This window comes from Aphanothece sacrum FPU1 (assembly GCF_003864295.1).
In the GTDB taxonomy this organism is placed as follows: domain Bacteria; phylum Cyanobacteriota; class Cyanobacteriia; order Cyanobacteriales; family Microcystaceae; genus Aphanothece_B; species Aphanothece_B sacrum.
On record NZ_BDQK01000013.1, the window covers coordinates 487,724 to 513,924 of the forward strand.

General features: G+C 36.3%; 25 protein-coding genes. 11 read left to right on the top strand and 14 right to left on the bottom strand.

Going from position 1 to position 26,201, the window contains the following annotated elements:
- Positions 1-393 precede the first annotated feature (393 nt).
- Positions 394-2,082 carry an ABC transporter permease gene (locus AsFPU1_RS12930; RefSeq protein ID WP_124976744.1) on the top strand — a complete coding sequence of 563 codons (1,689 nt, stop codon included), beginning with the start codon at positions 394-396 and terminating at the stop codon, positions 2,080-2,082.
- 522 nt (positions 2,083-2,604) lie between these two features.
- Positions 2,605-3,651 (top strand): S66 peptidase family protein, encoded by a 1,047-nt coding sequence (locus AsFPU1_RS12935; protein ID WP_124976742.1) that lies wholly within the window; start codon positions 2,605-2,607, stop codon positions 3,649-3,651.
- Positions 3,652-3,811: 160 nt separating this feature from the next.
- Here AsFPU1_RS12935 and AsFPU1_RS12940 read toward each other — a convergent pair whose 3' ends face one another.
- Together AsFPU1_RS12940 and AsFPU1_RS12945 are read right to left on the bottom strand one after the other, a co-directional pair.
- Positions 3,812-5,335 (bottom strand): transporter substrate-binding domain-containing protein, encoded by a 1,524-nt coding sequence (locus AsFPU1_RS12940; protein ID WP_124976740.1) that lies wholly within the window; start codon positions 5,333-5,335, stop codon positions 3,812-3,814.
- A gap of 283 nt (positions 5,336-5,618) precedes the next feature.
- Positions 5,619-6,080 carry an ABA4-like family protein gene (locus tag AsFPU1_RS12945; protein ID WP_124976738.1) on the bottom strand — a complete coding sequence of 154 codons (462 nt, stop codon included), beginning with the start codon at positions 6,078-6,080 and terminating at the stop codon, positions 5,619-5,621.
- A gap of 130 nt (positions 6,081-6,210) precedes the next feature.
- Here AsFPU1_RS12945 and AsFPU1_RS12950 point away from each other — a divergent pair, with 130 nt between their 5' ends.
- A complete protein-coding gene (locus tag AsFPU1_RS12950; RefSeq protein ID WP_124976736.1) occupies positions 6,211-6,651 on the top strand; it encodes an NfeD family protein in 441 nt (146 codons plus the stop codon).
- 35 nt (positions 6,652-6,686) lie between these two features.
- The gene (locus AsFPU1_RS12955; protein WP_124976734.1) at positions 6,687-7,658 is read left to right on the top strand and encodes an SPFH domain-containing protein; all 972 of its coding nucleotides are present in this window, start codon (positions 6,687-6,689) and stop codon (positions 7,656-7,658) included.
- Positions 7,659-7,720: 62 nt separating this feature from the next.
- Here AsFPU1_RS12955 and AsFPU1_RS12960 read toward each other — a convergent pair whose 3' ends face one another.
- Entirely contained in the window at positions 7,721-9,034 is a 1,314-nt protein-coding gene (locus AsFPU1_RS12960) for a serine/threonine protein kinase (RefSeq protein WP_124976732.1), read from the bottom strand.
- Between the two features lie 54 nt (positions 9,035-9,088).
- Positions 9,089-9,502 carry a universal stress protein gene (locus tag AsFPU1_RS12965; RefSeq protein WP_124976730.1) on the bottom strand — a complete coding sequence of 138 codons (414 nt, stop codon included), beginning with the start codon at positions 9,500-9,502 and terminating at the stop codon, positions 9,089-9,091.
- A 352-nt stretch (positions 9,503-9,854) separates the two neighbouring features.
- Here AsFPU1_RS12965 and rpsO point away from each other — a divergent pair, with 352 nt between their 5' ends.
- From rpsO to aroF, 3 genes are all read left to right on the top strand, one after another.
- Positions 9,855-10,124 (top strand): 30S ribosomal protein S15, encoded by a 270-nt coding sequence (gene rpsO, locus AsFPU1_RS12970; RefSeq protein WP_124976728.1) that lies wholly within the window; start codon positions 9,855-9,857, stop codon positions 10,122-10,124.
- 27 nt (positions 10,125-10,151) lie between these two features.
- The gene (locus AsFPU1_RS12975) at positions 10,152-10,622 is read left to right on the top strand and encodes a PAM68 family protein (protein WP_124976726.1); all 471 of its coding nucleotides are present in this window, start codon (positions 10,152-10,154) and stop codon (positions 10,620-10,622) included.
- Between the two features lie 94 nt (positions 10,623-10,716).
- Positions 10,717-11,772 carry a 3-deoxy-7-phosphoheptulonate synthase gene (aroF, locus tag AsFPU1_RS12980; RefSeq protein WP_124976724.1) on the top strand — a complete coding sequence of 352 codons (1,056 nt, stop codon included), beginning with the start codon at positions 10,717-10,719 and terminating at the stop codon, positions 11,770-11,772.
- A gap of 135 nt (positions 11,773-11,907) precedes the next feature.
- Here the strand turns inward: aroF and AsFPU1_RS12985 are convergent, their stop codons facing one another.
- From AsFPU1_RS12985 to psbH, 4 genes are all read right to left on the bottom strand, one after another.
- Positions 11,908-12,570 (bottom strand): phosphoribosyltransferase, encoded by a 663-nt coding sequence (locus AsFPU1_RS12985; protein ID WP_125061116.1) that lies wholly within the window; start codon positions 12,568-12,570, stop codon positions 11,908-11,910.
- Between the two features lie 79 nt (positions 12,571-12,649).
- The gene (locus AsFPU1_RS12990; protein WP_124976720.1) at positions 12,650-13,273 is read right to left on the bottom strand and encodes a CPP1-like family protein; all 624 of its coding nucleotides are present in this window, start codon (positions 13,271-13,273) and stop codon (positions 12,650-12,652) included.
- A 181-nt stretch (positions 13,274-13,454) separates the two neighbouring features.
- Positions 13,455-13,733 carry a TatA/E family twin arginine-targeting protein translocase gene (locus AsFPU1_RS12995; RefSeq protein WP_124976718.1) on the bottom strand — a complete coding sequence of 93 codons (279 nt, stop codon included), beginning with the start codon at positions 13,731-13,733 and terminating at the stop codon, positions 13,455-13,457.
- A gap of 193 nt (positions 13,734-13,926) precedes the next feature.
- The gene (psbH, locus tag AsFPU1_RS13000) at positions 13,927-14,121 is read right to left on the bottom strand and encodes a photosystem II reaction center phosphoprotein PsbH (RefSeq protein ID WP_124976716.1); all 195 of its coding nucleotides are present in this window, start codon (positions 14,119-14,121) and stop codon (positions 13,927-13,929) included.
- Between the two features lie 83 nt (positions 14,122-14,204).
- Between psbH and psbN the strand changes: the two genes are divergently transcribed.
- The gene (gene psbN, locus AsFPU1_RS13005; protein WP_124976714.1) at positions 14,205-14,336 is read left to right on the top strand and encodes a photosystem II reaction center protein PsbN; all 132 of its coding nucleotides are present in this window, start codon (positions 14,205-14,207) and stop codon (positions 14,334-14,336) included.
- Between the two features lie 178 nt (positions 14,337-14,514).
- On the opposite strand, the gene AsFPU1_RS13010 is transcribed toward psbN, so the two are convergent.
- Positions 14,515-15,612 (bottom strand): coiled-coil domain-containing protein, encoded by a 1,098-nt coding sequence (locus AsFPU1_RS13010; RefSeq protein WP_124976712.1) that lies wholly within the window; start codon positions 15,610-15,612, stop codon positions 14,515-14,517.
- Between the two features lie 34 nt (positions 15,613-15,646).
- Positions 15,647-16,639 carry a hypothetical protein gene (locus AsFPU1_RS13015; protein WP_124976710.1) on the bottom strand — a complete coding sequence of 331 codons (993 nt, stop codon included), beginning with the start codon at positions 16,637-16,639 and terminating at the stop codon, positions 15,647-15,649.
- 495 nt (positions 16,640-17,134) lie between these two features.
- Between AsFPU1_RS13015 and AsFPU1_RS13020 the strand changes: the two genes are divergently transcribed.
- Complete coding sequence (locus AsFPU1_RS13020; RefSeq protein ID WP_125061117.1) at positions 17,135-18,730, top strand: YcjF family protein; 1,596 nt, start codon at positions 17,135-17,137, stop codon at positions 18,728-18,730.
- Between the two features lie 312 nt (positions 18,731-19,042).
- Here AsFPU1_RS13020 and AsFPU1_RS13025 read toward each other — a convergent pair whose 3' ends face one another.
- Both AsFPU1_RS13025 and AsFPU1_RS13030 read right to left on the bottom strand, forming a co-directional pair.
- Complete coding sequence (locus AsFPU1_RS13025) at positions 19,043-19,366, bottom strand: hypothetical protein (RefSeq protein ID WP_124977280.1); 324 nt, start codon at positions 19,364-19,366, stop codon at positions 19,043-19,045.
- A 243-nt stretch (positions 19,367-19,609) separates the two neighbouring features.
- Complete coding sequence (locus AsFPU1_RS13030; protein WP_125061118.1) at positions 19,610-20,500, bottom strand: ParA family protein; 891 nt, start codon at positions 20,498-20,500, stop codon at positions 19,610-19,612.
- Positions 20,501-21,073: 573 nt separating this feature from the next.
- On the opposite strand from AsFPU1_RS13030, the gene AsFPU1_RS23135 reads away from it, so the two are divergent.
- Positions 21,074-21,799 carry a PEP-CTERM sorting domain-containing protein gene (locus tag AsFPU1_RS23135; RefSeq protein WP_227873615.1) on the top strand — a complete coding sequence of 242 codons (726 nt, stop codon included), beginning with the start codon at positions 21,074-21,076 and terminating at the stop codon, positions 21,797-21,799.
- 295 nt (positions 21,800-22,094) lie between these two features.
- On the opposite strand, the gene AsFPU1_RS13040 is transcribed toward AsFPU1_RS23135, so the two are convergent.
- Together AsFPU1_RS13040 and AsFPU1_RS13045 are read right to left on the bottom strand one after the other, a co-directional pair.
- On the bottom strand, positions 22,095-22,802 hold the full coding sequence (locus AsFPU1_RS13040) for a hypothetical protein (protein ID WP_124977257.1): 708 nt from the start codon (positions 22,800-22,802) through the stop codon (positions 22,095-22,097).
- Positions 22,803-23,118: 316 nt separating this feature from the next.
- Positions 23,119-24,294 (bottom strand): histidine kinase, encoded by a 1,176-nt coding sequence (locus AsFPU1_RS13045; RefSeq protein WP_124977259.1) that lies wholly within the window; start codon positions 24,292-24,294, stop codon positions 23,119-23,121.
- A 288-nt stretch (positions 24,295-24,582) separates the two neighbouring features.
- Between AsFPU1_RS13045 and AsFPU1_RS13050 the strand changes: the two genes are divergently transcribed.
- A complete protein-coding gene (locus AsFPU1_RS13050) occupies positions 24,583-26,172 on the top strand; it encodes a glycoside hydrolase family 57 protein (RefSeq protein WP_124971227.1) in 1,590 nt (529 codons plus the stop codon).
- Positions 26,173-26,201: the final 29 nt, after the last annotated feature.

Consider the following 26,201-nt stretch of genomic DNA (forward strand, 5'->3'; position numbering starts at 1 on the left):
TAAAGTTTCTGAACAGTTACAAGGATATTTAGATTACTTTCTTTATAATCATAATCAGTTAATTATTATTGAAGCAAAAAAAGGTGATTTAGAGTACGGATTTAATCAACTTGCTGTCCAATTAATTGCTTTAGATAAATGGAAAAATGATGAGCAAAAAGCTACATTATTAGGTGCTATTACCATTGGCAATATTTGGCAGTTTGCTGAGTTAAATAGTTCTCAAAAACATATTAATCAAGGGTTAGAAAGTTATCGAGTTCCTGAAGATTTAGAACCCTTAATGAGAATACTTGTTCAAGCTTTAATTGGTTAAATTTATTATTAATTGGACACAGTGTTGTTAATTATTGCTCAATCATTGATAATAAATAATGAACAATTGACAATGCTATGACTGACTCTAACCCCATCTCTGGAACCCCTAAATCTCTACCTAGTCGTCTTTATTTGAATGGATGGACGATTTTAGTCATTATTATTGCTATTTTAATTGCTTTTCCGATTTTATTTGTTGTTAGTAGTATTTTTACTGATGCGGGGAAAGTATGGCAACATTTAGCCTCCACTGTCCTCGTTGATTATATCTGCAATTCGCTGTGGTTAATGTTAGGGGTAGGATTAGGAGTAGTGATCATCGGGGTAGGAACCGCTTGGTTAGTGACCATGTGTCGCTTTTGGGGGTCTCGTTGGTTTGATTGGTTATTATTGCTCCCCTTATCTGCGCCAGCCTATCTCTTAGCTTACACCTATACGAATATGTTGGATTATTATGGCCCCGTCCAAGGGTTACTGCGTCAACTATTTGGCTGGAATAGTATCCAAGACTATTGGTTTCCCGACATTCGTTCATTATGGGGAGCGATCGCCATGTTAACCTTAGTATTGTATCCTTACGTCTATCTTCTGGCCAGGATGGCATTTTTAGAACAGTCTTTATGTACCCTAGAAGCGAGTCGTTCTTTAGGGTGTAGTCCTTGGCGAAGCTTTTATCAAGTTGCCCTGCCTTTAGCCCGTCCTGCCATTGTAGCAGGTTCAGCTTTAGCTTTGATGGAAACCCTCAACGACTTTGGAACCGTGCAGTATTTTGGGGTTAATACTTTTACTACAGGAATTTATACTACTTGGTTTGGGTTAGGAGAAAGAGTGGCAGCGGCCCAACTTGCAGCTTTTTTAATGTTATTTATTTTAGTATTAATTGGTTTAGAATTATGGTCACGTCGTCAAGCAAAATATTATCAAACTAGCAGTTCTCTCCTTCATCTTCCCCGTTATCAACTAACCTCATGGCGAGGAATTTTAGCTTGGTTGTGTTGTTTTTTTCCCTTCTTTGGTGGATTTTTAGCCCCTGCTATTTATTTATTTCATTTACTTATTTCTAATGCTTCAGAAGCTTTTGCTAACAATTTTTGGCAATTAGCAAGTAATAGTTTAATCTTAGCCATTATAAGTGCGATCGCTGGTTTATTATTATCTTTAATTATGGCTTATGGACAACGATTACAGCCTGATTTTATGATGGGGTTAGGAGTAAGATTTGCTGCTATTGGTTATGCTATTCCTGGTTCAGTTATTGCGGTAGGGGTATTAATTCCATTAGGGCAATTAGATAATATAATTAATCATGGTATGGAAAACCTTTTTAATATTAAGACGGGGTTACTTATTAGTGGAACAGTTATTGCCTTAATTTATGCTTATTTAGTGCGATTTCTTTCTGTTGCTTTTGGGGCTATAGATTCAAGTTTAAATAAGATTAAACCGAACTTAGATGATGCTGCCAGAAGTTTAGGTTATACACCTACTAAAACATTAATTAAGATTCATACTCCTTTAATGTCTGGGGGAATGTTAACAGCAATTATGTTAGTGTTTGTTGATGTTATGAAAGAGTTACCTGCTACTTTAGTAATTCGTCCATTTAATTTTGATACTTTAGCTATTCGAGTCTATCAATATGCTTCTGATGAACGTTTAATAGAAGCAGCGGCCCCTGCTTTAGCTATTGTATTTGTAGGAATGGTTCCGGTTATTTTCTTGAGTCTTCAAATTGCTAAATCTAGAAGAAATTATGAATTATGAATTATGAATTAATACAAATTGTGTAGGAGTCAACGGCCCTCATTAGTGTCAACTTAAAATTAAACCCCAAGACACACAAGCTTTCCCACCATGCCATCCACACCCTGCCAAGGATGGGGTTAACTGTACAAAGCCAGCATTGGCTGACTAATTTTACAGAAAGTCCGCGAAGGCGAACTTTGTTGGTATAGCCACAGGCTTTAGCCTGTAGGCGTTTTGGACTAAGTTGACACTAATGACGGCTGTCATTAGTGTCAACTTAAAATTAAACCCTAAGACACATAAGCTTTCCCACCATCCCACACACACCCTGCCAAGGATGGGGTTAACTGTACAAAGCCAGCATTGGCTGGCTAATTTTACAGAAAGTCCGCGCTCGTCGGACTTTGTTGGTATAGCCACAGGCTTTAGCCTGTAGGCGTTTTGGACTAAGTTGACCCCTACATTAGCCATTGAACCTGAATAGGTTTGATTATTTTACAATTACTATTATAATAATTAATCATCAATTATTGATATAATATGGCAGTAAACCGTCGTCAATTTCTGACAATTTCCTTAACAAGTTTAGCTTCCTTAACTTATTTATCTCAACCCGTAATGTCTGCTAATTCCTCAATTATTAAACCTAAAAGATTAAAAGCAGGGGCAGGAGTTGGCTTAATTAGTCCAGCAGGTGCTACCTTTATTAAAGAAGATATAGAAATTGTCAAAGAAGCAGTAAAATCATTAGGATTAATTCCTTATACTGCCCCTCATTTATTAGATAAATATGGCTATTTAGGGGGAAAAGATAAAGATAGGGCAGGGGATATTAACCAATTTTTTGCTGACCCTAACATTGAGATACTTCTTCCCATTAGGGGTGGTTGGGGATGCGCTAGAATTTTACCCTATTTAGACTATAATTTAATTCAGAAAAATCCTAAAATTATAATAGGATTTAGTGATTTAACTGCTTTAATTATTGGTATTTATGCTAAAACAGGATTAGTGACATTTCATGGTCCTAACGGTTTTTCCTCTTGGCGTACTGAACAAGTAGACTCCTTTAAACAGGTATTATTTTTAGGCAATAAAGTTACTTATAAAAATCAACCTGATGGGGATGATGCTAACCGTTTAATGACCGTAAAAAATCGAATTACGACGATTACACCAGGAACAGCAAAAGGTAAACTAATTGGGGGAAATCTTGCTGTACTTTCTGGTATTCTGGGATCTCCCTATGTGCCTGATTTTAAGAATTATATTTTATTTGTAGAAGATGTAGGGGAAAATATATATCGTATTGATCGCTTTCTTACTCATCTTAAAATTGCCGGGATTTTAGACAAATTATCAGGGTTTATTTTTGGACAATGTACTAATTGTTTACCGGATGCAGACTACGCTTCTTTAACCTTAGAAGAAGTCCTTGAAGATCATATCAAACCGTTAGGTATTCCCGCTTGGTCTGGGGCGCAAATTGGACATTTAGAAAATATTATCACCTTCCCTATTGGTATTAATGTTGAAATAAATGCTAATCAAGGAACAATTACCTTGTTAGAATCAGCCGTTAATTAAATTATGAATTATGAATTATGAATTATGAATTATGAATTATGAATTATGAATTATGAATTATGAATTATGAATTATGAATTATGAATTAATACAAATTATTTTGGGAGCAACTTAGGCACAAAAAGCTTATTATATAAAACTCTTAGGATGGATAGATACGTCATTTCTGTAAATTATTTATAGTTTCTTTAAGTTCATTCATTTTTAATAAGAAATCGTTCATTCGTGACACCCCTGTATTAAATGTTTCCAAAACTTTATTAAGTCCATCTGATATTCTTTGTATGTTCTCCCCTTGCATATTTGGTTTTTTACATTCGTAGGCTATTTCTCTTAACCCATCTAATGCTTTCTGTGTTGTTTGACTATCTAATTCTGAATTTTCAACTATTCCTTGGTTGAGTTGGGTTAATAATTTTCTAACATCTCTTTGTTCGTCATTATAAGATGGAAGCTCATTTATAGTAGCTCTGATTATTTTATCTTCTATGATTGCTTTATTTTGGAAATAACCAATAATTAATATAATCCTTCCTTGACTAACTTTATATAACCATAAAGCAAATTTTTCAGGAATGGCTTTCACAAACCTATTTATAATCCATGGACAGAGTAAATTGAAAAATATTAGGGGGAGAATCATTGCTGACAATAAAATCAGCCATAAAATCCATAAATCTCCTTTATACCAACTTGATATTGGTTTATTCCAATAGCTTTTCAAAAAATTATCATACTTTTCTAATTCCTTTTTTGCTTCAGCACTAGCATTTGTCTGAATCCAAGTATTTATGACGCTTAATAAATCGTTAATTTTGCCATTTTTATAAATGATTACTCCATAATCTTCATCACTTAAAAGCCCATTTTGTGGAACAAGAGCATATTTTTCCGGATTATAATTGTTTTCATTTTTTTTAATCATTGCTTTCAAAATAATTTCGTCGGTTATATATGCAATAATATTTTCTTGTTCTCTAACTTCCTCAAGAGCTTTGACTCTGTCAGGAAATGCTTTTATTGTCGCCTTGGGATATATTGCCTTTACTAAAGTATTTGTCGTTGTAGATGGGCCAATAACAGCTATTATTCCTTCTTCATTGTTAAATAACTCATCTCTATAATATTTATTCAAATTTTCATTATCCGTTCCTTTTTTTAGTAGAATTTTGGCTCCCGTTGTAAAAAATGGAATTGAAAAAGAACCAGGATATGGCTTATTATTTAAGTCTTTATATTTGGGATTATTAATGTTTAAAATTAGATCATCTAGATTCTTTCGCCTCTCAGGGGTAATTGTATTTGCACTGCATTCAAGATCAAGAGGTACTGTTTCGTTTGTATTTTTATCCTTTCCAATACCTTGAAACCGTTGTTCATAAGCGACTGTTGCTTGTTTTATCTCATATTTTTGATAGACATTTTGTTGTAAATAATCCATTAAATTTTTACAATAACCTGAGAAGCCTTCATTTCCCTCAATACCACTAATAGGATAGGCATCAAGTAAGGCTCCAAAAAAGATTGTATCTTGTCTATTTGTAGGACTTTGACTTGTAGGAAGTTGTGATATATCTTGAGACCTTGGAACAACTCCAACAGAATTCTGAGATAGTATTAATAGTATAATTAAAATTACTGTCAAAAAATAGTATCTTTTAAATAATTTTCTTATAATTGTCATTTTTCCTTCCTGCCCAAGTCCCTCTTGTTTTTCTCCTTTTATAGCTGACTTGAAGCCAATTAAAGATAATATATTAGAATATTTTAAGTATTAGGACACACTTAAAGTTAACGGTGAGAGAAGGCAAGGCAACGGTAAAAGGTTTGAATCTTCGTATTGAAAAAAACTGTATAATAAGTTACAATATTTACAATGGTGGGTTACGACGCGCCCTGAAAATTATTAGTTTTTCATCAAAATCATGGCCGCGTCTAACCCACCCTACGAAGTATAAGATAGGGTTTTAACTACTAGATTCGGTAGAATCTAGCTGATTATTTTCGACTTTCGTAATACCTTGTATCCAAGTTGTGAAAATATGAGATAATAATCCAAGGGGGCCAGCTAATAGACAAAAAATCAAAGAATGAATTGTCCAAATACCTTTATTTTGTCCTTCTAAATAAACATAACGACCCACAAATAAATCCAAGACAATAAAATGAACCCATCCGGTTAAAGTAATACTTTCTTGGCTAAATAATTGAGCTAAAATTGGTAACGTGGGATTAGCAAAAGCGGCTGCTGATTCACCATTAAACGTGCCGATAAATAAATAGAGATATAAAAGGGCAAAAGGCACAAACGGGAGATAAGAAGTCATGACTTTTTTAGTCACTCCCCAATTAGGTAAAATAATCATTAAAGTCCAAAAAGGTAAGACTAAAAGATTAGCCCCATTAAACAAAAGATTCAGATCAAGCATGGTAACGTTTAATTAAGTTTATCAATTTTCAATTATCTTATGAAACGGGTCAGGAAAGATCAGGTTATCATGGAATAAAAGGATAGAGTGGAATTAAACCAACACACTTTGATCTTAGGCTCATTTTCCTATGCTCAGTCAACCTTTACTTTGGTTAATAGCAGGGGCTATCCTCTGTTTCATGGAAGCAGTATTTCCGGTGGCCTTTGTGGCCTTTATAATGGGAATTAGTGCCATTGGAGTAGCAGCGATCGCGTTAGTAGTTCCTTATTTTTCTGTGCAGGTTATCCTTTGGTTAAGTTTTTCTACTTTATTAGTAGTTGGATCTCGCCAGTTTCTGCCTAATAAAAAAGCCTTACAATCTCAATTAGGGGATTCTCAAGAAGGGGAAACCTTAACCGAAATTATACCCGGACAACCAGGACGAGTGCTATATGAAGGTAATTCTTGGCGGGCTATTTGTGCGGATGAAAATCTAGCGATCGCGCCTCAAAAAAAAGTTTATATTGTGTCCCGTGAAGGGAACACTTTAATTATTTTACCAGACTTTTTAACTAAGTCTGACAATTAATTTTATTGTTTAGAATAATATTAGGAGATGTCATCATGGGTCAATTTTTCTTATTAGTCTTCTTAGTTTTAGGGGGATCAGCCCTTTTTGGTTCCGTGAAAATTGTCAATGAAAAAAATGAGTATTTAGTAGAAAGAGTAGGGAGTTATAACAAAAAACTAAATCCTGGACTTAATTTTATCATTCCTTTTATTGATAGGATTGTTTATCAAGGAACTATTCGAGAAAAAGTTATTGATATTCCGCCACAATCTTGTATTACCAAAGATAATGTTTCTTTGACAGCAGATGCAGTAGTTTATTGGCGAATCATGGATATGCAAAAAGCCTACTACAAAGTCGAAAATTTGCAATTAGCTATGGTCAATTTAGTATTAACTCAAATTCGTTCAGAAATAGGTAAACTCGAACTTGATGAAACCTTTACCGCGAGAACTGAAATTAACGAAATTTTGTTAAGGGAATTAGATCTTGCCACTGATCCTTGGGGAGTGAAAGTAACTAGAATAGAATTAAGGGATATTATGCCATCAAAAGCGGTACAAGAATCAATGGAATTACAGATGGCTGCTGAACGCAAAAAAAGGGCTGCTATTCTAACATCTGAAGGGGAAAGAGATTCAGCTATTAATTCTGCTCAAGGACAAGCGCAAGCGAGGGTTTTAGAAGCAGAAGCACAGAAAAAAGCAGCTATTCTTAAAGCAGAAGGAGAACGTCAACAACAAATTCTCAAAGCAGAAGCAACTGCCCAAGCATTAGATATTATCTCACAAAAATTAAGTACCGATCCCTATGCACCTGAAGCCTTACAATTTCTCTTAGCCCAAAATTATTTAGAAATGGGTGTGACTATTGGCAGTAGTGAAAGTAGTAAAGTTATGTTTATGGACCCGCGTAATATTGTTTCTACTTTAGAAGGTGTACGTGCAATTGTAGGAAATAAATCTAATGACTATCAAAATTTAGCCGAAGAATTAGAACAACTTGAGCGTAATTCTGCTGAATAATTTTTTATTCAGATAATTACAGGATACAAGATTTTAGGGACAAAATACCATTAAGTCCTGAATTAAGCCAAAAACCGTTGTTGAAATTGCTCCGCTTTTTCGGGATCAGGAATTTTAGCGGATAAAGCTTTGATAAAATCTGCTTCAGACAAGTTAGGATTTTTCTTAAAAGTTTTTTGACAAATTAAACTCGCCATCGGCCCAATTAATTCAGCTAATTCTTCTTGACAACGATTAATAAACTGAGGATCTAACTCATTTGTGTGAGTAATAAACGACTGATCATCAGCTTTAGGTGGCAGAGGTAAAGGAACCATTGGGGGAGGAACGGAAGGTTTTGACTGAGTATTAGAAGCAACACGAGTAGGAGTATCTAATATGGCATTCCAATGAGCATCATCATCGCCTGGTTGACTAGGAAGATCATCAGGTGGTCGAGTCAAAAAATTATCAATCCCGTATAAATTGTGATAAAGAACTTCTAAAACCCTGATAATAGAAGCAGCAGATTGGGGACGTTGACTAGGAACACGAGCCATAATGCGATCAAGTAAATCTCCCAATTCAGGAACCAGATCAGGCACCGCATCACGCCAGTATAATTCATCTTCCTGAGAATTATACAAGTCGCTTGGATGTTTACCCGTCAATAAGTAAACAAAGGTACGTCCTAATGCAAAAAAATCCGATTGAGGAATTGCTTGACCATTGAGTTGTTCTGGGGGACTATATCCAGCCGAAAAGAGTCCAGTTACTTCTCCTGCTGACTGTTTAGATAAATAAGTTTCTGTAACTTCTCGTGCAGTGCCAAAATCGATCAATACTAATTGGCCATCAGCACGTAACATAATATTTGAAGGTTTGATGTCCCTGTGAAAAAAGTTATGCTGATGAATCTCCTGTAAAATTCGTAACAGTTGCATGAGCCATTGAATGCCCAGCTTTTGGGAAATACACTTACCACGCTGAGAAACATATTGTCTGAGATTAAGTCCCTCAATTTTTTCCATCACCAAACAGTAAATTGGAGTATTACTGTTGTGGAGATAAAAAGTAAAATAGGCATCAGGGTCTACTTTCGGAATACCAGGATGGTCAAAGCGAGTTAAAAATTGAGCTTCTCGTTCAAACAGTTCTACATACTTAGGATGGTTATGTAGAAGGACTTTTAAAACTTTTAAGGCAGTTTTATCTGAATTAGGATTAGTTGGGCTACGATCTTGTACTTCATAGGTTTTGCCAAATCCCCCTCCCCCTAATTCTTTAATAACACGATAGCGTCCGTCAAGCAGTAACTCCGAGCCACAGCTTTCACAGAATAAGATTGTATCCTGATTCTCAGGATGGGAACAGTGGGGGTTAATGCAAAGGCTCATCCGACATTGCCATGTTTTATGTCTATAGTATAAGTTAAGGTTTCCCCAAAATCTCTAAGATTTGACCACGAAGACCGAACAAGTGGCCTCAGCAACGACTTGACTACTCACAGAGTCTTCTATAACTCGTTCCACCCCTTTGAGTCCTCTTGTACCAATGACAATAAGATCAGCGTGGTGAATATTAGCCAAACGGATAATTTCCTCAGCCGGATCACCTGTGGTTATTTCAATTTGACTTCCTGGTAGTTCAGATTGATATTCCTGAAGCTCTTGTTCTACTTTTTGATAAATTAAGGAAGCTGATTGATGAGGCCGATCTGGTTCGGATTCGTTACCATCAGAAGATGGCAAGACATGACACAGAATAATTTTAGTGTGAGCTTCAACAGAAATAACCTCTAAGGCTTGAAATACTTTCTCTGAGGTCTTGAAACAGTCTAGGGCTACCAATATTGTTTTAACCACTAAAATCTCTCCTGGCGGGCTGTCCTCACTCTAGGATAACCTGATTTTGTTTTGATGCAACTTGGCCCTGGTTGAATCAAGGAGCAACCCTTAATCGCTGATTTGTGATAGGATAAGAAACCTTATGATAAAATGAAACCTAAGACTTGAGGCTTGAGAGATACTCTCGATGCTATTTAGCGGCTAAAGTCTTAATAAGGCGGTAGGCTATACCGTATCAGCCTGTGGAATGGGTGCTGCCGACAGTCCATAATGAAGCAGGAAGTAAACTTCAATGTGACGTAATATTAGACCACGTTGTATCAGTTTTATGTAGCAGATTGCAGCATTTAGTTCATTAACTTCAATATCTATGACTTTGACATCGACCCAAAAACAAACCCTCATGAGTCAATACCAAATTCATGAGACGGATACAGGTTCTCCTGACTTACAAGTGGCTATGCTCACTGAACGCATTAACCAACTAACTGGCCATTTACAAAAAAATCCTAAAGATCACGCCTCTCGTCGAGGACTGCTCAAAATGATCGGTCATCGTAGACGTTTGTTAGCTTATATTAACCAAAAAGATACAGAACGTTATCAAAATTTAATTAAACGTCTGGGCATTCGCCGTTAAACTAAGCTTTATAGTTACGACAAATCTATGTTTTCTAAACCTTCCGAGGGTTCTTTACCCTTTGAACCCGGTCAAAAAAAGAAAAAAGGCCCTAATCCCCCCCCTATTTCCCGGCCCCTTCCCCCTAAATCGGCTAAAAAATCTGATAAATCTCGTCAAGAGGCCAACCCTGGTACTATTCCCCAGAATGTTAGTCAAAGGATGATACGGCGTATGGCCATCTTTTCTGGCATTCCCACGGCATTAGGAATGTCCTCATTTTTTATATTTTATTGGATTGTTAGTCATGATTGGCTAGAAATTCCCACCTATGCTGTTGCTGGCGTAAGTTTTGGCTTATTTGGATTAGGAGTGTTAGGCTTAAGCTATGGCATTTTTTCCGCCTCTTGGGATGAAAATATAGTCGGTGGATGGTGGGGATGGCAAGAGTTTACCGCTAATTGGGGTCGAACCATCAACGCTTGGCGAACCGCCAGACAAGAAGCAAAAAAAAATTAGTGGGTTTTGACAATTAGATTGTCTAATAGGGTAAATAGAATCTATTGGGCAAGAAATCAGGCAATAAAGAACTAGTGATAGAGGAACACAAACCATGATCGTTGTGATGAAAGTTGGCTCACCAGAGGCTGAGATTGAATACGTTAGCAAAGAATTTCAAAGTTGGGGCTTAAGTCCCGAAAAAATCGTTGGTAAGCATAAAGTTGTCCTTGGTTTGGTGGGTGAAACTGCTGGACTTGACCCCTTACAACTTCAAGAGATTAGTCCCTGGATAGAAGATGTATTACGGGTAGAACAACCCTTTAAAAGAGCTAGTCTCCAGTATCGTCAAGGAGAATATAGTGAAGTGGCTGTTGCTACTCCTAATGGTGTGGTAATGGTAGGGAAACATCACCCTATTACGGTAGTCGCGGGCCCTTGTTCGGTAGAAAATGAAGCCATGATCGTGGAAACCGCTAAACGGGTTAAGGCTGCCGGGGCCCACTTTTTGCGAGGTGGGGCTTATAAACCTCGTACATCTCCCTATGCTTTCCAAGGACACGGTGAAAGCGCGTTAGAATTGCTCGCAGCAGCACGGGAAGCTAGTGGACTAGGAATCATTACGGAAGTCATGGACACGGCTGATCTCGACAAAATTGCTGAGGTGGCTGATGTGATTCAAATTGGGGCCCGCAATATGCAAAATTTCTCTCTCCTCAAAAAAGTGGGGGCCCAAGATAAACCTGTTCTCCTGAAACGGGGTATGGCTGCTACTATTGATGATTGGCTGATGGCTGCTGAATATGTTTTAGCTGCTGGTAATCCTAATGTAATTCTCTGTGAACGAGGTATACGCACCTTTGATCAGAAATATACCCGTAATACTTTAGATTTGTCGGTGTTACCTGTGTTGCGTAACCTGACTCATTTACCGATTATGATTGATCCTAGTCATGGTACTGGTAAATCGGATTATGTGCCTTCAATGGCGATCGCGTCTATTGCGGCTGGTACAGATTCTTTAATGATTGAAGTCCATCCCAACCCTGCCAAAGCGATGTCTGATGGCCCTCAATCTTTGACTCCTGAAAGATTTGATCGTCTGATGCAAGAGTTATCTGTGATGGGTAAAACTGTAGGACGCTGGACAGAAATGGCTGTTGCTGTTTAAATTCAATGAACAGTTAATAGTTAACTAGGGTTAGGGGCTTGACATACTCCCCCGTTACAACGAAGTTTAACGGGGGAGTATGGTTCTATCGGACAAACTATGCTAAACTATTAATGAAGTCGCCTTGGTAATAATTTAGCATAACTTGTCCGGTAGAACCATAGTTTTGCTTAGTAAATCACAAACTTCTTGATCTGTCGTTTGTGAAAAATTTTCATACCAAAGACTAATAGAATGTAGCTTTTCTGGCATTTCTAGACAAACAATTTGATCAACTTCTATGGCTAATTCTTCATACACTGTTGGTGGAGCGACAGGAACAGCAATAATAATAGCGTGAGGTTTTTCTTCTTTTAAAGTAGCGATCGCGGCTTTAATTGTTGAACCAGTAGCAACACCATCATCAACAAGTATAATCGTTTTTTGGTAAATTTCGGGTAAAGGTTTGTCCCCTCGATAAACGCGATCGCGGCGTTTTAATTCTTCCGCTTCAACAAGCGTCACTTCTTCAATAATATCAGAAGTAATCTTTAACCAGTCTACAACATTATGATTAATTACCCGAATTCCTTTGGGGCCAATCGCGCCCATTGCCAATTCTTTATGATGGGGAACCCCTAATTTCCTAACTAAACAAATATCTAAGGGGAGATGAAGTGTTTGAGCAATTTCAACGGCAACAGGAACCCCTCCCCTGGGTAAAGCTAAAACCAAACAATCAGACTGATTAGCATAACTTGTGAGTTTAATAGCTAATCTTTGGCCAGCATCAATGCGATTGCGAAAAATAACCTTCATAACCCCTTGCTGCCCCTCATTGACCATTTACCAATTAACTCATAGTTTTAACCCAACGCCAGTTGACACACCTATTGATTTAGCGTAAAAAACTACTAATAACCCAAAAGACAAAAAAGATAGTTAAACTAACAGGTAATTGAGTGGTTCCACCGGCTAAATTAGAGATCTGTAATAATTGAGCTAATCCAATTCCTAAACCTACCCCAATAAATAACCCGACTAAAGTCATTAAAAAAGCACGGCCAAACCGTTGTTCTTTGCGGTTAAGGAAATAAATATTGGCAAAAAATCCCAAAGATAATAATAAAGGGGCTAAAGAAGGTTGACCTATAGATGAAAAACCCGCAATTCCTGATAAAATCGCAAAAACACCTCCAGATATGAGAATATCTTTCGATGAAGGAGTATCAATAAATCGTTGTAACCACTGAGGAGAATTATTAGGGGAAATAGTGGGAGGATTGGCCGATACTTGGACGTTTCGTTCTGGAAAGCGAATCCGTTCGGGTACTTTTATCCTACCTTCTTGGCGCATTCTTAACCGTTCCATGATAATAGAATCATACGCAGTCTCAATACCTTCGACAACCTTACTATCATCCCGATACTGTTGAGTTAAACGATTTTTTGCTTCTTGAATCTCCTCAAAAGAAGATGCTTCCGTCACCCCAAGTTTTTCGTAGGGAGTTTGTTCGTTCATGTAAAACCTCCTTTAATATTTCCCTCATCAAACCATTAAGTAAGTTTACGGTCAATAATTCTTAAGGGCAATTAATGAATAATCCCAGAACTATCATTGACCTTGAAAATTACCCTCTTCCCGTTAGTTTAACTTGAGAACTCAATCTCCGGCCAATTTTAGCGAAAAATTTTTAGCCCAACTAACCGTTATCGGAACTATTAACCGTTGTCGTCTCCATTTTTGTAGAAGTCTTCTGGGGTTGTTTTTCCTCTAATTCAGCTTTCATGGTCACAGATTGCTCTAATTGTTCAGCTTCTCGCTTAAACTCATTCTCAAAGTCTTTTGAGGCCTCCTGAAACCCTCTAATTGCTTTTCCTAAACTACGGCCAATTTCTGGCAATTTCTTAGGGCCAAAAACTAATAAAGCAATGACCAAAATTAAGGCCATTTCTGGGAGTCCAATACCAAAAACGTTCATAATACTTCCTTTCCTTGCTAATTGCCAAAAAACCCGGATTAACCGGGGTAATTTAGCTCATCTGTTGTTCTCAATGCGAGATAATGACAGACTTTAGAACCCTATCACTTAACAGAAAAATATTACCAGTTGTTATCGATAGCTTACCAGGGAAATGAGAGATAAGCTGATCGACAATAACTAATAACTGGTTCTAACCACCCCAACCTACACTAAATCCATCAAGTAAGAGGGAAGAATTGTAGATTTGCAGAATAATCAACAGAAAAACTAAGAATAATCCCATGAAAACTCCCATCAGAGGGGTAGTTCCCCATCCAGGGACTACTTTTCCGTACTCAGAATTCAGAGGTCTGAGTATCTCTCCTAACCAAGTGCGCTGTGACATAGCTTACTAATGTTATCTCTAAATTAGATTCTGTAATGTTCTGTAATATTATAGAAGATACGGTATCACATTTAATGAAACTTATGGAACCCGCAACAGTTCTTAGCATCACCATCGCGGCTATTCTCGTCGTTATTACAGGATTTGCTATTTATACAGCGTTTGGCCCTCCTGCGACTCAACTCGATGATCCTTTTGAAGATCATGAAGATTAAACTGATTGTTTTATATCATAAAACTTTTTGTCCCTATTGGGAATAGATCAGCACTACAACACTGCTTCCATCAGCACTTCTTGTAGGTTGGGTTGAGGAACGAAACCCAACACAACACTTATCTTAACCGAGCAACATTTAGGGGCATAATATATTATGCCCCTACAGTGTATTGTCTTTATTTACCTTTAGGTTGGTTTTTAGCTTGTTCTAGAGCAATTTCTTTCATCGCTTCAAAGGAACTTCTATTAGAGGTTCCTTCAATAGCTTTGACGGCTAAATCTTGCACTTGTTTGAGAGAAGATTCTAATTGTTGACTTAAGCTATGATTACGAGTTTCTTGATTTTTAATGGTTTCTTCTAAAGACTTAATTCTGAGTTGATAATTTTGCTTTTCTCCTTCAATTTCTTTACTGCGTAAATCAGATTTTATTTTAGCTTGATAATATCCAATTCCTTTACCTTCTTCTTTTCCTTGTTTAATTTTCTGCTCTAGTTGTTGTTCTAAATTTTCAGCTTTTACCTTTGCTTCTGCATAGTCTTGCTCTCGTTTAGCAATAGTTTCTTCTCTTTGTTTCCATAGTTTTTCTTGTGTTGCTAATTGTTCTTTTAATTCTTGATACAAAACTTTCTTTTGAGAATCGTATTCTTCTTGATCTAATTTTCGTGTTAATTCCAAATTATAACGGTATTCATCATTATCTCGCTGTTTAGATTTAAAATGATTTTGTTCTCTTTCTCGTTTCTCAATAGTATAGGTTTCTTTCTCTTTTTGCCAATTTTTTCGTAATTCCTCTAATTCTTTCTCTAAACTTTCTTGTTGTTGACTCAATTCTTCTTGATAAGTTTTAGCATTTTCTTCATAAGTGTCAATTAAAGTTGATAAACTATCTTCTTTTACTTCATCAATTTCGTATAATTCCTCTAATTCCTCTAATTCTTCTGTTAATACTTTTTCTAGACTTTCTAAAGCAGAAGCTTCTGTAATTAATTGTTCTGATAAGTGACTGACTGCACTCCCAAAACTTGCTTGCAATTTTTCTAAGTTTTGAATCGTTAGAATAATATTATTGTTCATTGTTACTTCTTGTTTAATAGGTTTACTTTCAGGATTAACTATTTCTTTAATAGGGTTAGAAATAGGTTTATCTTGTTTTTTTATACTGGTATTTAGTTGTTTAATTTCAGTCTCTAACTGAGCTTTTTCCTTCATTAATTCTTCATAAGCTTCCATGATTTGAGCTTTGGTACTTTTAGAATTAATCTTTTCTGTCATGATTTTTCTCCTACATTTGAATGATTACATTTTTTTAACTATTAGAGGAATTAGAACTACTTTGAAAAGCTCTTAAAGCTAAGTTTTGTGATTGAGTAGTAACCCCTTGTAATTGAGTGGTTATTTCTGTAATTTGTTCTCTATTTCGTTCAATTGTTGCTTCGAGAGATTGAATCGTAAAGTCATAACCTTGTTTAGTTAATTCCCACTCTTTCTCTAATAAATCTGCCTTGACTTTTGCCTCTCTTTCTGCATCCTTTATCGCATCTCCTTTGGCTTTATTATATTCTTGTTTTAAAGTTTCTTCTGAGTCTTCTATTTTCTTCTGATTTGCTTGAAATTCTGGTTCTTTTTCTCCTAAAATAGTCTCCCTTTCTTGCCATAATTTTTCTTTTTCGGTATTATTTTCTCGTAATTGTCGCTCTTGTTGTCGTTTAGTATTTTCATAATCATCTGTTTCAATTTTTCGGATTTGTTCCATATTATATTGATAATCTTCTGCTTCTTGTTCTCGTTGTTTAGTGATTAATTGAGCTTCTTCTTCAATTTTAATAGCAAAGTTTTCTTGTTCTTTTTCCCATAATTCTCTATATTTTTCCTGTTCTTTTTCAATGGATTCTCGCTGACGAGTTATGGTTTCTTCTAAAAGTCTCAATCGTTCTTGATGTTCTTTTCTTAATAAATGAAGTGCATCTGCAACTAATCTAACTTGTCGTAACTGTTGCAGTTGTTCTTGTTTAACAGTAATCGCTTTTTTGAGTTCATCTAATTTAGAAGATTCTGTAGTTAAAGTTTCTGAAAGTCCTTGCAAAATACGACTAAAATCTAATTGTAAAGAAGCCATACCATTGACGATATTGTCAACCGTATATTCACCAGTTTTTTCTAAGAGTTGTTTATTCTTTTCCTTTTCTAGTTCTTCTTCTTTCGTAAAAACTTTTGATTCTCCTTGTTTATACTGTTGCAAAAATTGAGCAAACATAGTCATAATTTGCTCTTTGGTTTCTATTGCTGTTGTTTGAACCATAATTCTCATTCTCCCTTAATTAATAATGATTGAAATTTCTGCAATATTAATCATTATAGCAATTTATTTGCTTTGATGTGCTATAAAATTGATTTTTTAGTTAATATTATTATCTTAAATCCATAAGAAGATTAAGGGACTTCATATTCATATTTTTTAATATTACTTTTGAAGTCCACAATAATAAACTTTAACTCTTCATAGTAGGGGTCAACGGCCGTTGACCCTTACAAAATAAACAAAGGTTGCCTACCCAACCTATAATTTAGTCAGCGAAGCAGGACTTAGTTCTAGTAGAATAAAGCATAGCAGCCTTATTAATTAAGTAGAAGGGCCGTTGACCCTTACAAAATAAACAAAGGTTGCCTACCCAACCGATAATTTAGTCCGCAAGGGAGGACTTAGTTCTAGTAGAATAAAGCATAGCAGCCTTATTAATTATTAGTTTAGTATAGTAAGTCCAATAGAACCTAGTTTCTGATTCATAATTAATATATGCCCCTTCCTCGTCTGATCACCCTCATTATTGGGTTAAGTTTTATTTTTGGATTGATTATTTGGTTAATTAATTCAATTTATCGGTTGTACATTCAAATTTCCTTTACAGCACCCCTTTTAGCTAATATCCTCATTTTCTTAATTATGGGGCTTTTAGGGTTGCTTATTTATGGATTTATTTATTATTTTAATCTTTATTCTTCAGGTAAAACCAAAAAAAATAACCGTCAGCGTCGTCAGTTAAAATTACCTGAACAAAAAACAGAAGCTGCGGAAGAAACCCTTAAAGCTGTACGTCGTCAAGTACAACAAATTCAAGATAAAGTAACTCAAAAAGCCTTATTAAGTCGTTCTCATGAAATTGAAGCAAATTTAACAAAAGGTGATTTACAAGTCGTTGTTTTTGGCACAGGTTCAGCCGGAAAAACATCTTTAGTCAATGGGTTAATTGGTGAAATTGTCGGTAATGTAGAAGCGACAATGGGAACCACTCAAATAGGAGAAACTTATGGTTTAAATTTGAAGGGAATATCCCGACAAATTTTGATAACAGATACCCCAGGAATTTTAGAAGTCGGAATAGCAGGAACCGACAGAGAAAGGTTAGCTAGACAGTTAGCAACTCAAGCTGATTTACTCTTATTTGTTGTTGATAATGATTTACGGCAATCTGAATATGAACCCTTACAAGCTTTGATTAATATTGGTAAGCGATCGCTCTTAATTTTTAATAAAATTGATTTATATACCGATGAAGAAATAGAAGCTATTATTCAACAATTACAGGAAAGAGTTAAAGGTTTAATTCCGATTTCTGATATTATTCCCATTGCGGCAAATCCTCAACCTTTTGAACTAGGAACCGGAGAAATTATGAATCCACAACCAGCAATTATTCCCTTAATTAAACGTCTAATTGCTGTTTTACGAGCAGAGGGAGAAGATTTAATTGCTGATAATATTTTACTCCAATCTCAACGCTTAGGAGAAGAAGCCAGAAAAATGATTGATCGTCAGCGAAAAAGACAAGCTGATCAGATTATTGATCGTTATCAGTGGATTGGTGCAGGGGTTATTGCTGTTACTCCTTTACCCGTTATTGATATGTTGGCAACTGCCGCAGTTAATGCTCAAATGGTGATAGAAATTGGTCGAGTTTATGGCTGTGAATTAAATAGCGATCGCGGTAAAGATTTAGCCCTCTCTTTAGGCAAAACTTTAGTCAGTTTAGGGGTAGTGAAAGGAGCGGTAGAATTGTTAGCTAGAGTGTTACAATTAAATATAGCTACTTATATTGTTGGTAAGGTAATTCAAGGGGTAACAGCAGCTTATTTAACCCGCATTGCTGGAAAAAGTTTTATTGAATATTTTCGTCATGATCAAGATTGGGGAGATGGAGGAATCACCGAAGTGGTACAAAAACAATTTCAACTCAGTCGAAAAGATGAATTTATTAAAGCATTTGTTAAAGACGCGATCGCTAAAGTTGTACAACCTTTAAGTGATACTTGGGAAGAAGATACAGAAACCTTAGAAGAATTAGAAAATATTCCTCTACAACAAAAAGCCGTTTTAGAAGATGATGATTGGTAATTTATTCCAGCTAGAAAATGTAGGGGTCAACGGCCGTCATTGGTGTCAACTTAAGGTGAAAGTCAATAGGTGTAAGCTGTCCCATTATCTCACCCACACCCTGCCAAGGGTGGGGTTAACTGTACAAAGCCCTAGCATAGCAGGCTAATGTTAATAAAAGCCCGCCTTCGCGGGCTTTGTTGGTATAGCCACAGGCTTTAGCCTGTCGGCGTTTGGGACTAAGTTGACACTAATGACGGCCGTTGACCCCTACTGGTTGTTATCAATGGACAATTAATAACAACATTCTATCGAGATTCAATATAATTTAATTTAGTCCTCATTTTCATCAAATATTCGTTCAATTATTCGTCTATTTTCTATTTGTAATCCTCTCACTTCTGTTTGGATATCTCGAATTTCCGTTTTTATGTCTAGAATTTCTGCTTGTATATCTCGAATAAAGATAACAGATTCTTGAAACATTTCTGTTAAATTTCCCATTTGTTGAGTTAAACGAGCAATTGATTCTACATTTTGTCTATTTTGTTCTCGAATTTCATCAATTGCTATACTATGTCCATGAATCAGTTTAATACTGGTTTCTAGGAGTTTTTCCATTTGACTCATTCTAGCTTCATAAGTAGGTTCTGCCATATTTAGGTTATTACGTCGGTGGGTATAAATTAGGATAACATATTTAAGTACTTAAGCAAAATTAATTGCACAGCCAGGGCGGGTTTATTTTACTTCTTTGTGAGAATCATAAAAGAGAATCATAAAAGAGGGCGGGTTTATTTTACTTCTTTGTGAGAATCATAATTTCTGTAAAAAACCCGCCCCTACAAAAACCCGTTTCTACAAATTTTATGTAATTAATTTTGTCTATCTACTTATTATTTAATTAAGGAGTAATTTACCCAAAAATTCTTCAGTTAATTTAACAAAAGCTTTAGCCCCACTAGAACCTGGAATAGCTGTAACAACCGGTTTAAAACTATCAACAGCTTTAGCAACATTAACATCCATGGGAATAGAAGTATTAAATAATTGATGAGGTTGAAAATCTTGTTGAACCCGTCGCATAACTTTATTATAATAACGACTCAGTAAACCCCCACCGGATGAAATAAAGACCACTCCTAATAAATTGAGGTTCAAAGATTGAGTGGTTTGATGACTTTCTTTGAGTTTAGCAACTCGTCTTTCTAACAGTTGAATTCCCACTATTGATAAAGGTTCTGGACGGGCCGGTAATAAATAATAATTACTCGCACATAATCCACTTCTAGTTAATAAATTATAACCTGGAGCGCAGTCCATAATAATAAAATCGTAATATTCAACCACCGCATCTAAAATCTTTTTAACTAAGAATCTTTCAAAATGATTCCAAACATTTTCAAAATCGGGATTTTCTATCATTGTCGCTTGTTTATGAAGCTGTTGAGAAACAATATATTCATCATAAAGTTCTAAATCTCCAGGCAATAAATCTAAGCCTTCAATATCAGAGATATAAGGTTGAATAATATCATGAATATCTAGTTTACTATGAGGATTAGGTTGAATAATATTATCCAATAAATAACTCAGGGTGCGACGTTTTTTTCGAGTTTGAGCAAACTCATGAGGAGACATTAAACTAAGAGTTGCACTAATTTGAGAATCTAAGTCTAATACCAGTACCCGTTTGCCATGATATTTGGCTAAACAAGTGGCTAAATTAACTGTTAGAGTAGTTTTGCCTACTCCACCTTTCATGTTAACGGTACTAATAACTAATCCCATGAATAACTTCCTTGATTACTTGCTAAGGTCAATGCTGTAATTAGCTTTAGTTTACCAGAAAATGATAATAAAATCTTATATTTCTTGGGGTGGGTTAGACGCAGCAATGATTTTGATAAAAAACCCATAATTTTTAGGCTGCGTCGTAACCCACAATTAATACAATTAATAAAATTTGCACTTAGGTTAAGGTTTACTTTATAAATATTCTCTTAATTGTTAATTTCTAATTCTCTTATACTTACCTTAAATTTTTTATTTAATACTGAAAAAAATCTTAAATATCAGCATAAATATTATCTTAATTGTTAATTTCTAATTCTCTGATAGTTACCTTAAATTTCTTGTTTAATACCAAAAAAAATCTTAAATATCAGCCTAAATATTATCTTAATTGTTAATTTCTAATTCTCTGATAGTTACCTTAAATTTCTTATTTAATACCAAAAAAAATCTTAAATATCAGTCTTAATTCTTGCAAAAATATCATCTCTAAAGAAATGTTTAAAAGGGCTTTTCATCCCGTCAAATTGCCTTATTATATACAGGTGTACTGTATATTTTGATTTTTCCATGAACACAAAACTCTCTGTCGTTTTTGCCCTAGTAAATTCTGTTGCTATTCTTGTAGCAGTACCTAATATTGCCAGTGCTGCTTCTATCACTCATGAAGCTTCGTTTCCAACTGGGGGAGGTTTTGCAGATACAGATTTCAAGGCTAATTTCTTCTTACCTAAATTTAATTCCAGTTTAGGGACACTTGAAAAAGTTATTGTAATGTTAACGGGTAGCGTAAAAGGAAAGGCAGAATACGAAAATAGAAGTGCGTCTTCGAGCGCAATTACACTAAATCTCACTGCTAATATAAAATTAAAAGAAACAGCCAATGAACAAGAATTAGCTTTTGTTAAGCCATTAGTGGATGTAGAATTGACTGCTCCTGCGTTTGATGGCATAAGAGACTTTTCTGGAACATCAGGAGGAGTTTTCGAGGGGTCTGCCACCAAGATGGACACTAAGACTTACGACTTTGTTGACATCCTTACCTTGTTTACTGGCTCCGGGGATATTGGTTTAACCCTAGATGCTGAAGCTAATTCTATCATTCAAGGTTCAGGAAAGATAAGTAGTGAGTTGGACACATTTGCAGGAGGAAATGTTAAAATAATCTATGAATATCTTGAAAAAGAGGATGATGTTGATCCCATGGTTCCCGAACCTTTAACTATGTTGGGCGCAGGAACTGCTTTAGGGTTTGGCGGTTTCTTCAAACGTAAACTCGCACAGAAGAAAAAATAATTATCTCTTAGCCAGTAATTCAAGAAAATTACCCCACTTTTAAGGTTGGTTTGCTCTCCCGTATCTATGTAGGAGTTACGTAAAAGCCTTGTTTTTAGTTCTGAGTTCGTAACTCCTACTTATGAATTATGAATTATGAATTATAAATTAATAAGAATTGAACTTAGCTTTCCGGGGCGAGAATCTGTGAGGTCTAAATTTCAAAAATCCCAATTTATAATTTATAATTTATGTATGGCAAGTCCCCCTTGGTGAAGGGGGATTTAGGGGGATCATATTTTTTGACGAACAGTCTCTAACACTCAGAAGGAACCCGACTTAAATCAACAATAGGTTGATGAGTTAAACAATGCCAATAGCAAGTAAATAAGTTAGACTGTTGATAGTTTAAAGAAGCAATAGTTGGGGCAGCCGGGAACGGCCATAAACGATCAAAAACAATAGTTTCACCCATCAAGCGAAACTGAATTAAATACACAGAAGGAGGTGCATCCAGGGAATCTAATAATCCTTGAGCCAAATCATACAAAGGACGACGCAAATGAGACTCAAAATCAACGGGTTGTTGATAAGAATTAGGAAAAAATCCTTCTCCAATCACTTCCCCATAAATCAATTCTTTTTTAGTTAATGCTACAGGTAACCATAAATTACCCAAGCAGGAATCTTTTAGACTCGTTTTATAGCCTAAATTTTTCTCAACCCATAGTCGTTGACTTTTGACATCCTTACACTCTTGATAAATCTTTTGTCCAGGAAAAGGCAACCAATTAGGAATATCAATGGTTAGGGGACAATAGATTACATTAGCATTGGATTTGGGCAAGTTGAAACTTTTTGACCATAACGTAGCTGCCGAAATCACCTCAACTTGAGTCGAAGGTGAATCGGCAGCGATCGTCTGTTCCAGAGCAAATACCATTTTTTCGGTAGCAGGAGAGGACATATAAACTGTCCCTTCTGCTTTTACCTCAGCATTGACAATGATTAAAGCTTTTTGCATTTCCCCAGATGATTGAGCGATATTTTCCTTGCAGTTAGAGTAAATAAACCAGATGTACTCTATGATAACTCACTATGATTAGAGCAGTCCTAAATCATTTGTGATAAGTGGCACAGGCATCTTGCCTGTGGGATACAAAAAGATCAAATTCTATTGTCTCACAAATCAAATAGGATCGCCACAATTATCTCACATTCTGGCAAGCCACATCTTGCCTGTGAGACCATAATTATCTTGAAATGTCGGACTGAAGACTCTGTGAACCAAGAATACCCCGTCGAGCGCGTCAGCTTGACGGTGGGAGTGTCAATTCAGATTAACGATAAACAGGTAAAGTAAAGTGAAAACAACTACCTTGTCCTAGTATACTATCAACCCAGATTTGTCCATAATGAGCGCGCACAATTTTACGACACAAAGATAAACCCAATCCGTAACCTTCTTTTTCTTGATCTCGTTTAAGACGGAAATGACCTTCAAAAATTAGCTCTCGTTTTTCTTCAGGAATACCAGGACCCGTATCACAGACACTGACTTGGATTTTTTGAGTAGTTCGGTGCAAAATTGAAACCGTTACTTCTCCCTCCTCTGGAGTATATTTAATCGCATTATCTAATAAATTGACAATCACTTGACGGATTAATTCTTGATTTCCATAAACCAGGGGAATATCTTGGGGTATATCTTGACTCAAGGTGAGGCATTTAGCGTTAAATCTATCCTGATATTGTCTGAGGATTTCTTCACATAACTCTGGTAAGAATACTTGACTATATTTGACCTGTAACTGACCATTTAAGCTTTTAGAAGCTTGAAGCATATCAGTAATCAGACGATTCATAACGCGGAACTGTTTACGGGCCTGTTGATAAAGTTGTTCTTTTAATTGAGCATGACGTTGGATATTTTGGTTATTTTGAGCTATTTCCAGGGTTTCTACGGCAATAGAAGCCGCCGTTAAGGGACTACGCAAATCATGAGCGAGCATGGCCAACACTTGATCCTTAAATTTTAGCTGCTGTAACAGTTCTTCTTTTTCTTGGTTCAGGCGAAAAATTTGATCTGATAGACGGATGAGTTCGGATGAATACTTCAGTGAGTTCAAACTCTCAGATGTTTTTGCGATATTTTGCCCATTTTTAGACTGCTCTATTTTTTCTTCTTCAATGGCTAATTTCCATCTGGGCCACCATTTTTTGAGTTGATTGACAATGTTACTCCCGGCTAAAGTCTGTCTGGGTTCGGGGGCCACTTTAACTAAAGCTGGAGTTGCTACTAAACGAAAATGTTCGACTAAATGAGGTTGTTCATGGATTTCAATGACTTGCAGTTCCCAGAGATTATCGGTTTTCACACTATCAAGATAACCTTGTATTTGCCGAATATGCTCATAAGAACTGGGACGCTCATCGACAAACAACAAAAGCTGAATGGACACAGGAGCGGGAATGTCTGATTCAGAGGTTGTTTTGAGGTTGGGGGGTTCTAACACTGGAAGTCAAAAATAAATGCTTACAATAGGGTAGACTCTAGGATGAGATAATAAAGATTTAGGAATTGGATTGATTTTAATGTGGATTAGCCTAATTGGACAATTAGTTTTTTGAGTTGGCATTTAACCTAATCAACTGAACTATACCTGATAAACGACTAACCTCCACCAAGCCATAACTTTTTTGGCATCCCTTCTATTTTAAAATCTTAAGATAGTATAAAATCAATTACACTTAATCTTAAAGCTTAACTCTAAAAACTTAAATCGTAAACCGTTGGAATTATTATGGCTCTTGGCTACGTTGCCCTCGTCCTTCACGCTCACTTGCCTTTCGTTAGACATCCAGAAAGCGACTATGTATTGGAAGAAGAATGGCTCTATGAAGCTATTACAGAAACCTATGTGCCTCTCCTTCGCGTTTTTGCTGGATTAAAACGGGATGGGGTCGATTTTAAAATGACTATGAGTATGACTCCTCCTTTGGTGTCTATGCTCAGAGATCCTTTGTTACAAGAACGCTATGATGAGCATTTAGCGAAGTTACAAGAATTAATTGAAAAAGAAATTGAGCATAACGAAAATAATGGTCATATTCGCTACTTGGCTGAATTTTATGCCAAAGAGTTCCAAGAAATTCGGGAAATTTGGGAAAGTTATGACGGGGATTTAGTCGCCGCTTTTAAACAATATCTCGATAGCAATAACCTGGAAATTATTACTTGTGGGGCGACTCACGGTTATTTCCCTTTGATGAAAATGTATCCTCAAGCAGTTTGGGGCCAAATCAAGGTTGCTTGTGAACATTACGAGGAAAATTTTGGCCGTCCTCCTAAAGGTATTTGGTTGCCTGAATGTGCCTATTATGAAGGGGTAGAACGAATGCTGGCTGATGCTGGCTTACGTTATTTCTTGGTTGATGGTCACGGCATTTTATATGCTCGTCCTCGTCCTCGTTATGGCACTTATGCCCCTATTTTTACGGAAACGGGAGTGGCGGCATTTGGTCGAGATCATGAGTCTTCTCAACAGGTTTGGTCATCTAAAGTCGGTTATCCTGGTGATGCTGAATATCGGGAATTTTACAAAGATTTGGGCTGGGAAGCTGAATATGAATATATTAAGCCTTATATTATGCCTAATGGTCAGCGCAAAAATATAGGGGTTAAATATCATAAGATTACCAGTCGTAGTGCAGGACTCTCGGATAAGGCTCTCTATGACCCTTATTGGGCTAGGGAAAAGGCGGCTGAACACGCGGCCAACTTTATGTATAATCGTGAGCAACAGGTGGGACATCTAGCAGGTATTATGCAGCGTCCTCCTGTGGTTGTATCCCCCTACGATGCGGAATTATTCGGTCATTGGTGGTATGAGGGCCCTTGGTTTATTGATTATTTCTTCCGTAAGTCTTGGTACGATCAAAATACGTTTGAGATGACCCATCTAGCGGATTATTTAAAGGGTAATCCTACTCAACAGGTTTGTCGTCCTTCTCAGTCGAGTTGGGGTTATAAGGGATTCCATGAGTATTGGCTCAACCATACTAATACTTGGATTTATCCCCATCTTCATAAAGCGGCTGAACGAATGATTGAGATTAGTTATCTTGAATCGGCCGATGAGTTACAAGAAAAAGCTTTAAATCAGGCGGCGCGGGAGTTATTATTGGCTCAATCTTCTGACTGGGCGTTTATTATGCGGACGGGAACGATGGTTCCTTATGCCATACGTCGCACGCGATCGCATTTATTGCGCTTTAATAAACTCTATGAGGATGTGAAGGCCCAAAAGGTTGATTCTGGTTGGTTGGAGAAAGTTGAAGCTATTGACAATATTTTCCCCAATATTAACTATCGGGTTTATCGACCTTTGTAGCTAACACCTTAAAAGGTGCAGCTAGACAA

Bases quoted from the DNA above. Each gene is read 5' to 3' on its own strand.
- AsFPU1_RS13025 (WP_124977280.1), bottom strand. From the start codon at position 19,366: ATGGCAGAACCTACTTATGAAGCTAGAATGAGTCAAATGGAAAAACTC.
- AsFPU1_RS13020 (WP_125061117.1), top strand. From the start codon at position 17,135: ATGCCCCTTCCTCGTCTGATCACCCTCATTATTGGGTTAAGTTTTATT.
- AsFPU1_RS12960 (WP_124976732.1), bottom strand. From the start codon at position 9,034: ATGAGCCTTTGCATTAACCCCCACTGTTCCCATCCTGAGAATCAGGAT.
- rpsO (WP_124976728.1), top strand. From the start codon at position 9,855: ATGACTTTGACATCGACCCAAAAACAAACCCTCATGAGTCAATACCAA.
- AsFPU1_RS13050 (WP_124971227.1), top strand. From the start codon at position 24,583: ATGGCTCTTGGCTACGTTGCCCTCGTCCTTCACGCTCACTTGCCTTTC.
- AsFPU1_RS12985 (WP_125061116.1), bottom strand. From the start codon at position 12,570: ATGAAGGTTATTTTTCGCAATCGCATTGATGCTGGCCAAAGATTAGCT.
- psbH (WP_124976716.1), bottom strand. From the start codon at position 14,121: ATGTCACAGCGCACTTGGTTAGGAGAGATACTCAGACCTCTGAATTCT.
- aroF (WP_124976724.1), top strand. From the start codon at position 10,717: ATGATCGTTGTGATGAAAGTTGGCTCACCAGAGGCTGAGATTGAATAC.
- AsFPU1_RS12990 (WP_124976720.1), bottom strand. From the start codon at position 13,273: ATGAACGAACAAACTCCCTACGAAAAACTTGGGGTGACGGAAGCATCT.
- psbN (WP_124976714.1), top strand. From the start codon at position 14,205: ATGGAACCCGCAACAGTTCTTAGCATCACCATCGCGGCTATTCTCGTC.
- AsFPU1_RS23135 (WP_227873615.1), top strand. From the start codon at position 21,074: ATGAACACAAAACTCTCTGTCGTTTTTGCCCTAGTAAATTCTGTTGCT.
- AsFPU1_RS13015 (WP_124976710.1), bottom strand. From the start codon at position 16,639: ATGGTTCAAACAACAGCAATAGAAACCAAAGAGCAAATTATGACTATG.
- AsFPU1_RS13010 (WP_124976712.1), bottom strand. From the start codon at position 15,612: ATGACAGAAAAGATTAATTCTAAAAGTACCAAAGCTCAAATCATGGAA.
- AsFPU1_RS13030 (WP_125061118.1), bottom strand. From the start codon at position 20,500: ATGGGATTAGTTATTAGTACCGTTAACATGAAAGGTGGAGTAGGCAAA.
- AsFPU1_RS12995 (WP_124976718.1), bottom strand. From the start codon at position 13,733: ATGAACGTTTTTGGTATTGGACTCCCAGAAATGGCCTTAATTTTGGTC.
- AsFPU1_RS12930 (WP_124976744.1), top strand. From the start codon at position 394: ATGACTGACTCTAACCCCATCTCTGGAACCCCTAAATCTCTACCTAGT.
- AsFPU1_RS12955 (WP_124976734.1), top strand. From the start codon at position 6,687: ATGGGTCAATTTTTCTTATTAGTCTTCTTAGTTTTAGGGGGATCAGCC.
- AsFPU1_RS12975 (WP_124976726.1), top strand. From the start codon at position 10,152: ATGTTTTCTAAACCTTCCGAGGGTTCTTTACCCTTTGAACCCGGTCAA.
- AsFPU1_RS12945 (WP_124976738.1), bottom strand. From the start codon at position 6,080: ATGCTTGATCTGAATCTTTTGTTTAATGGGGCTAATCTTTTAGTCTTA.
- AsFPU1_RS13040 (WP_124977257.1), bottom strand. From the start codon at position 22,802: ATGCAAAAAGCTTTAATCATTGTCAATGCTGAGGTAAAAGCAGAAGGG.
- AsFPU1_RS12935 (WP_124976742.1), top strand. From the start codon at position 2,605: ATGGCAGTAAACCGTCGTCAATTTCTGACAATTTCCTTAACAAGTTTA.
- AsFPU1_RS12950 (WP_124976736.1), top strand. From the start codon at position 6,211: ATGCTCAGTCAACCTTTACTTTGGTTAATAGCAGGGGCTATCCTCTGT.
- AsFPU1_RS12940 (WP_124976740.1), bottom strand. From the start codon at position 5,335: ATGACAATTATAAGAAAATTATTTAAAAGATACTATTTTTTGACAGTA.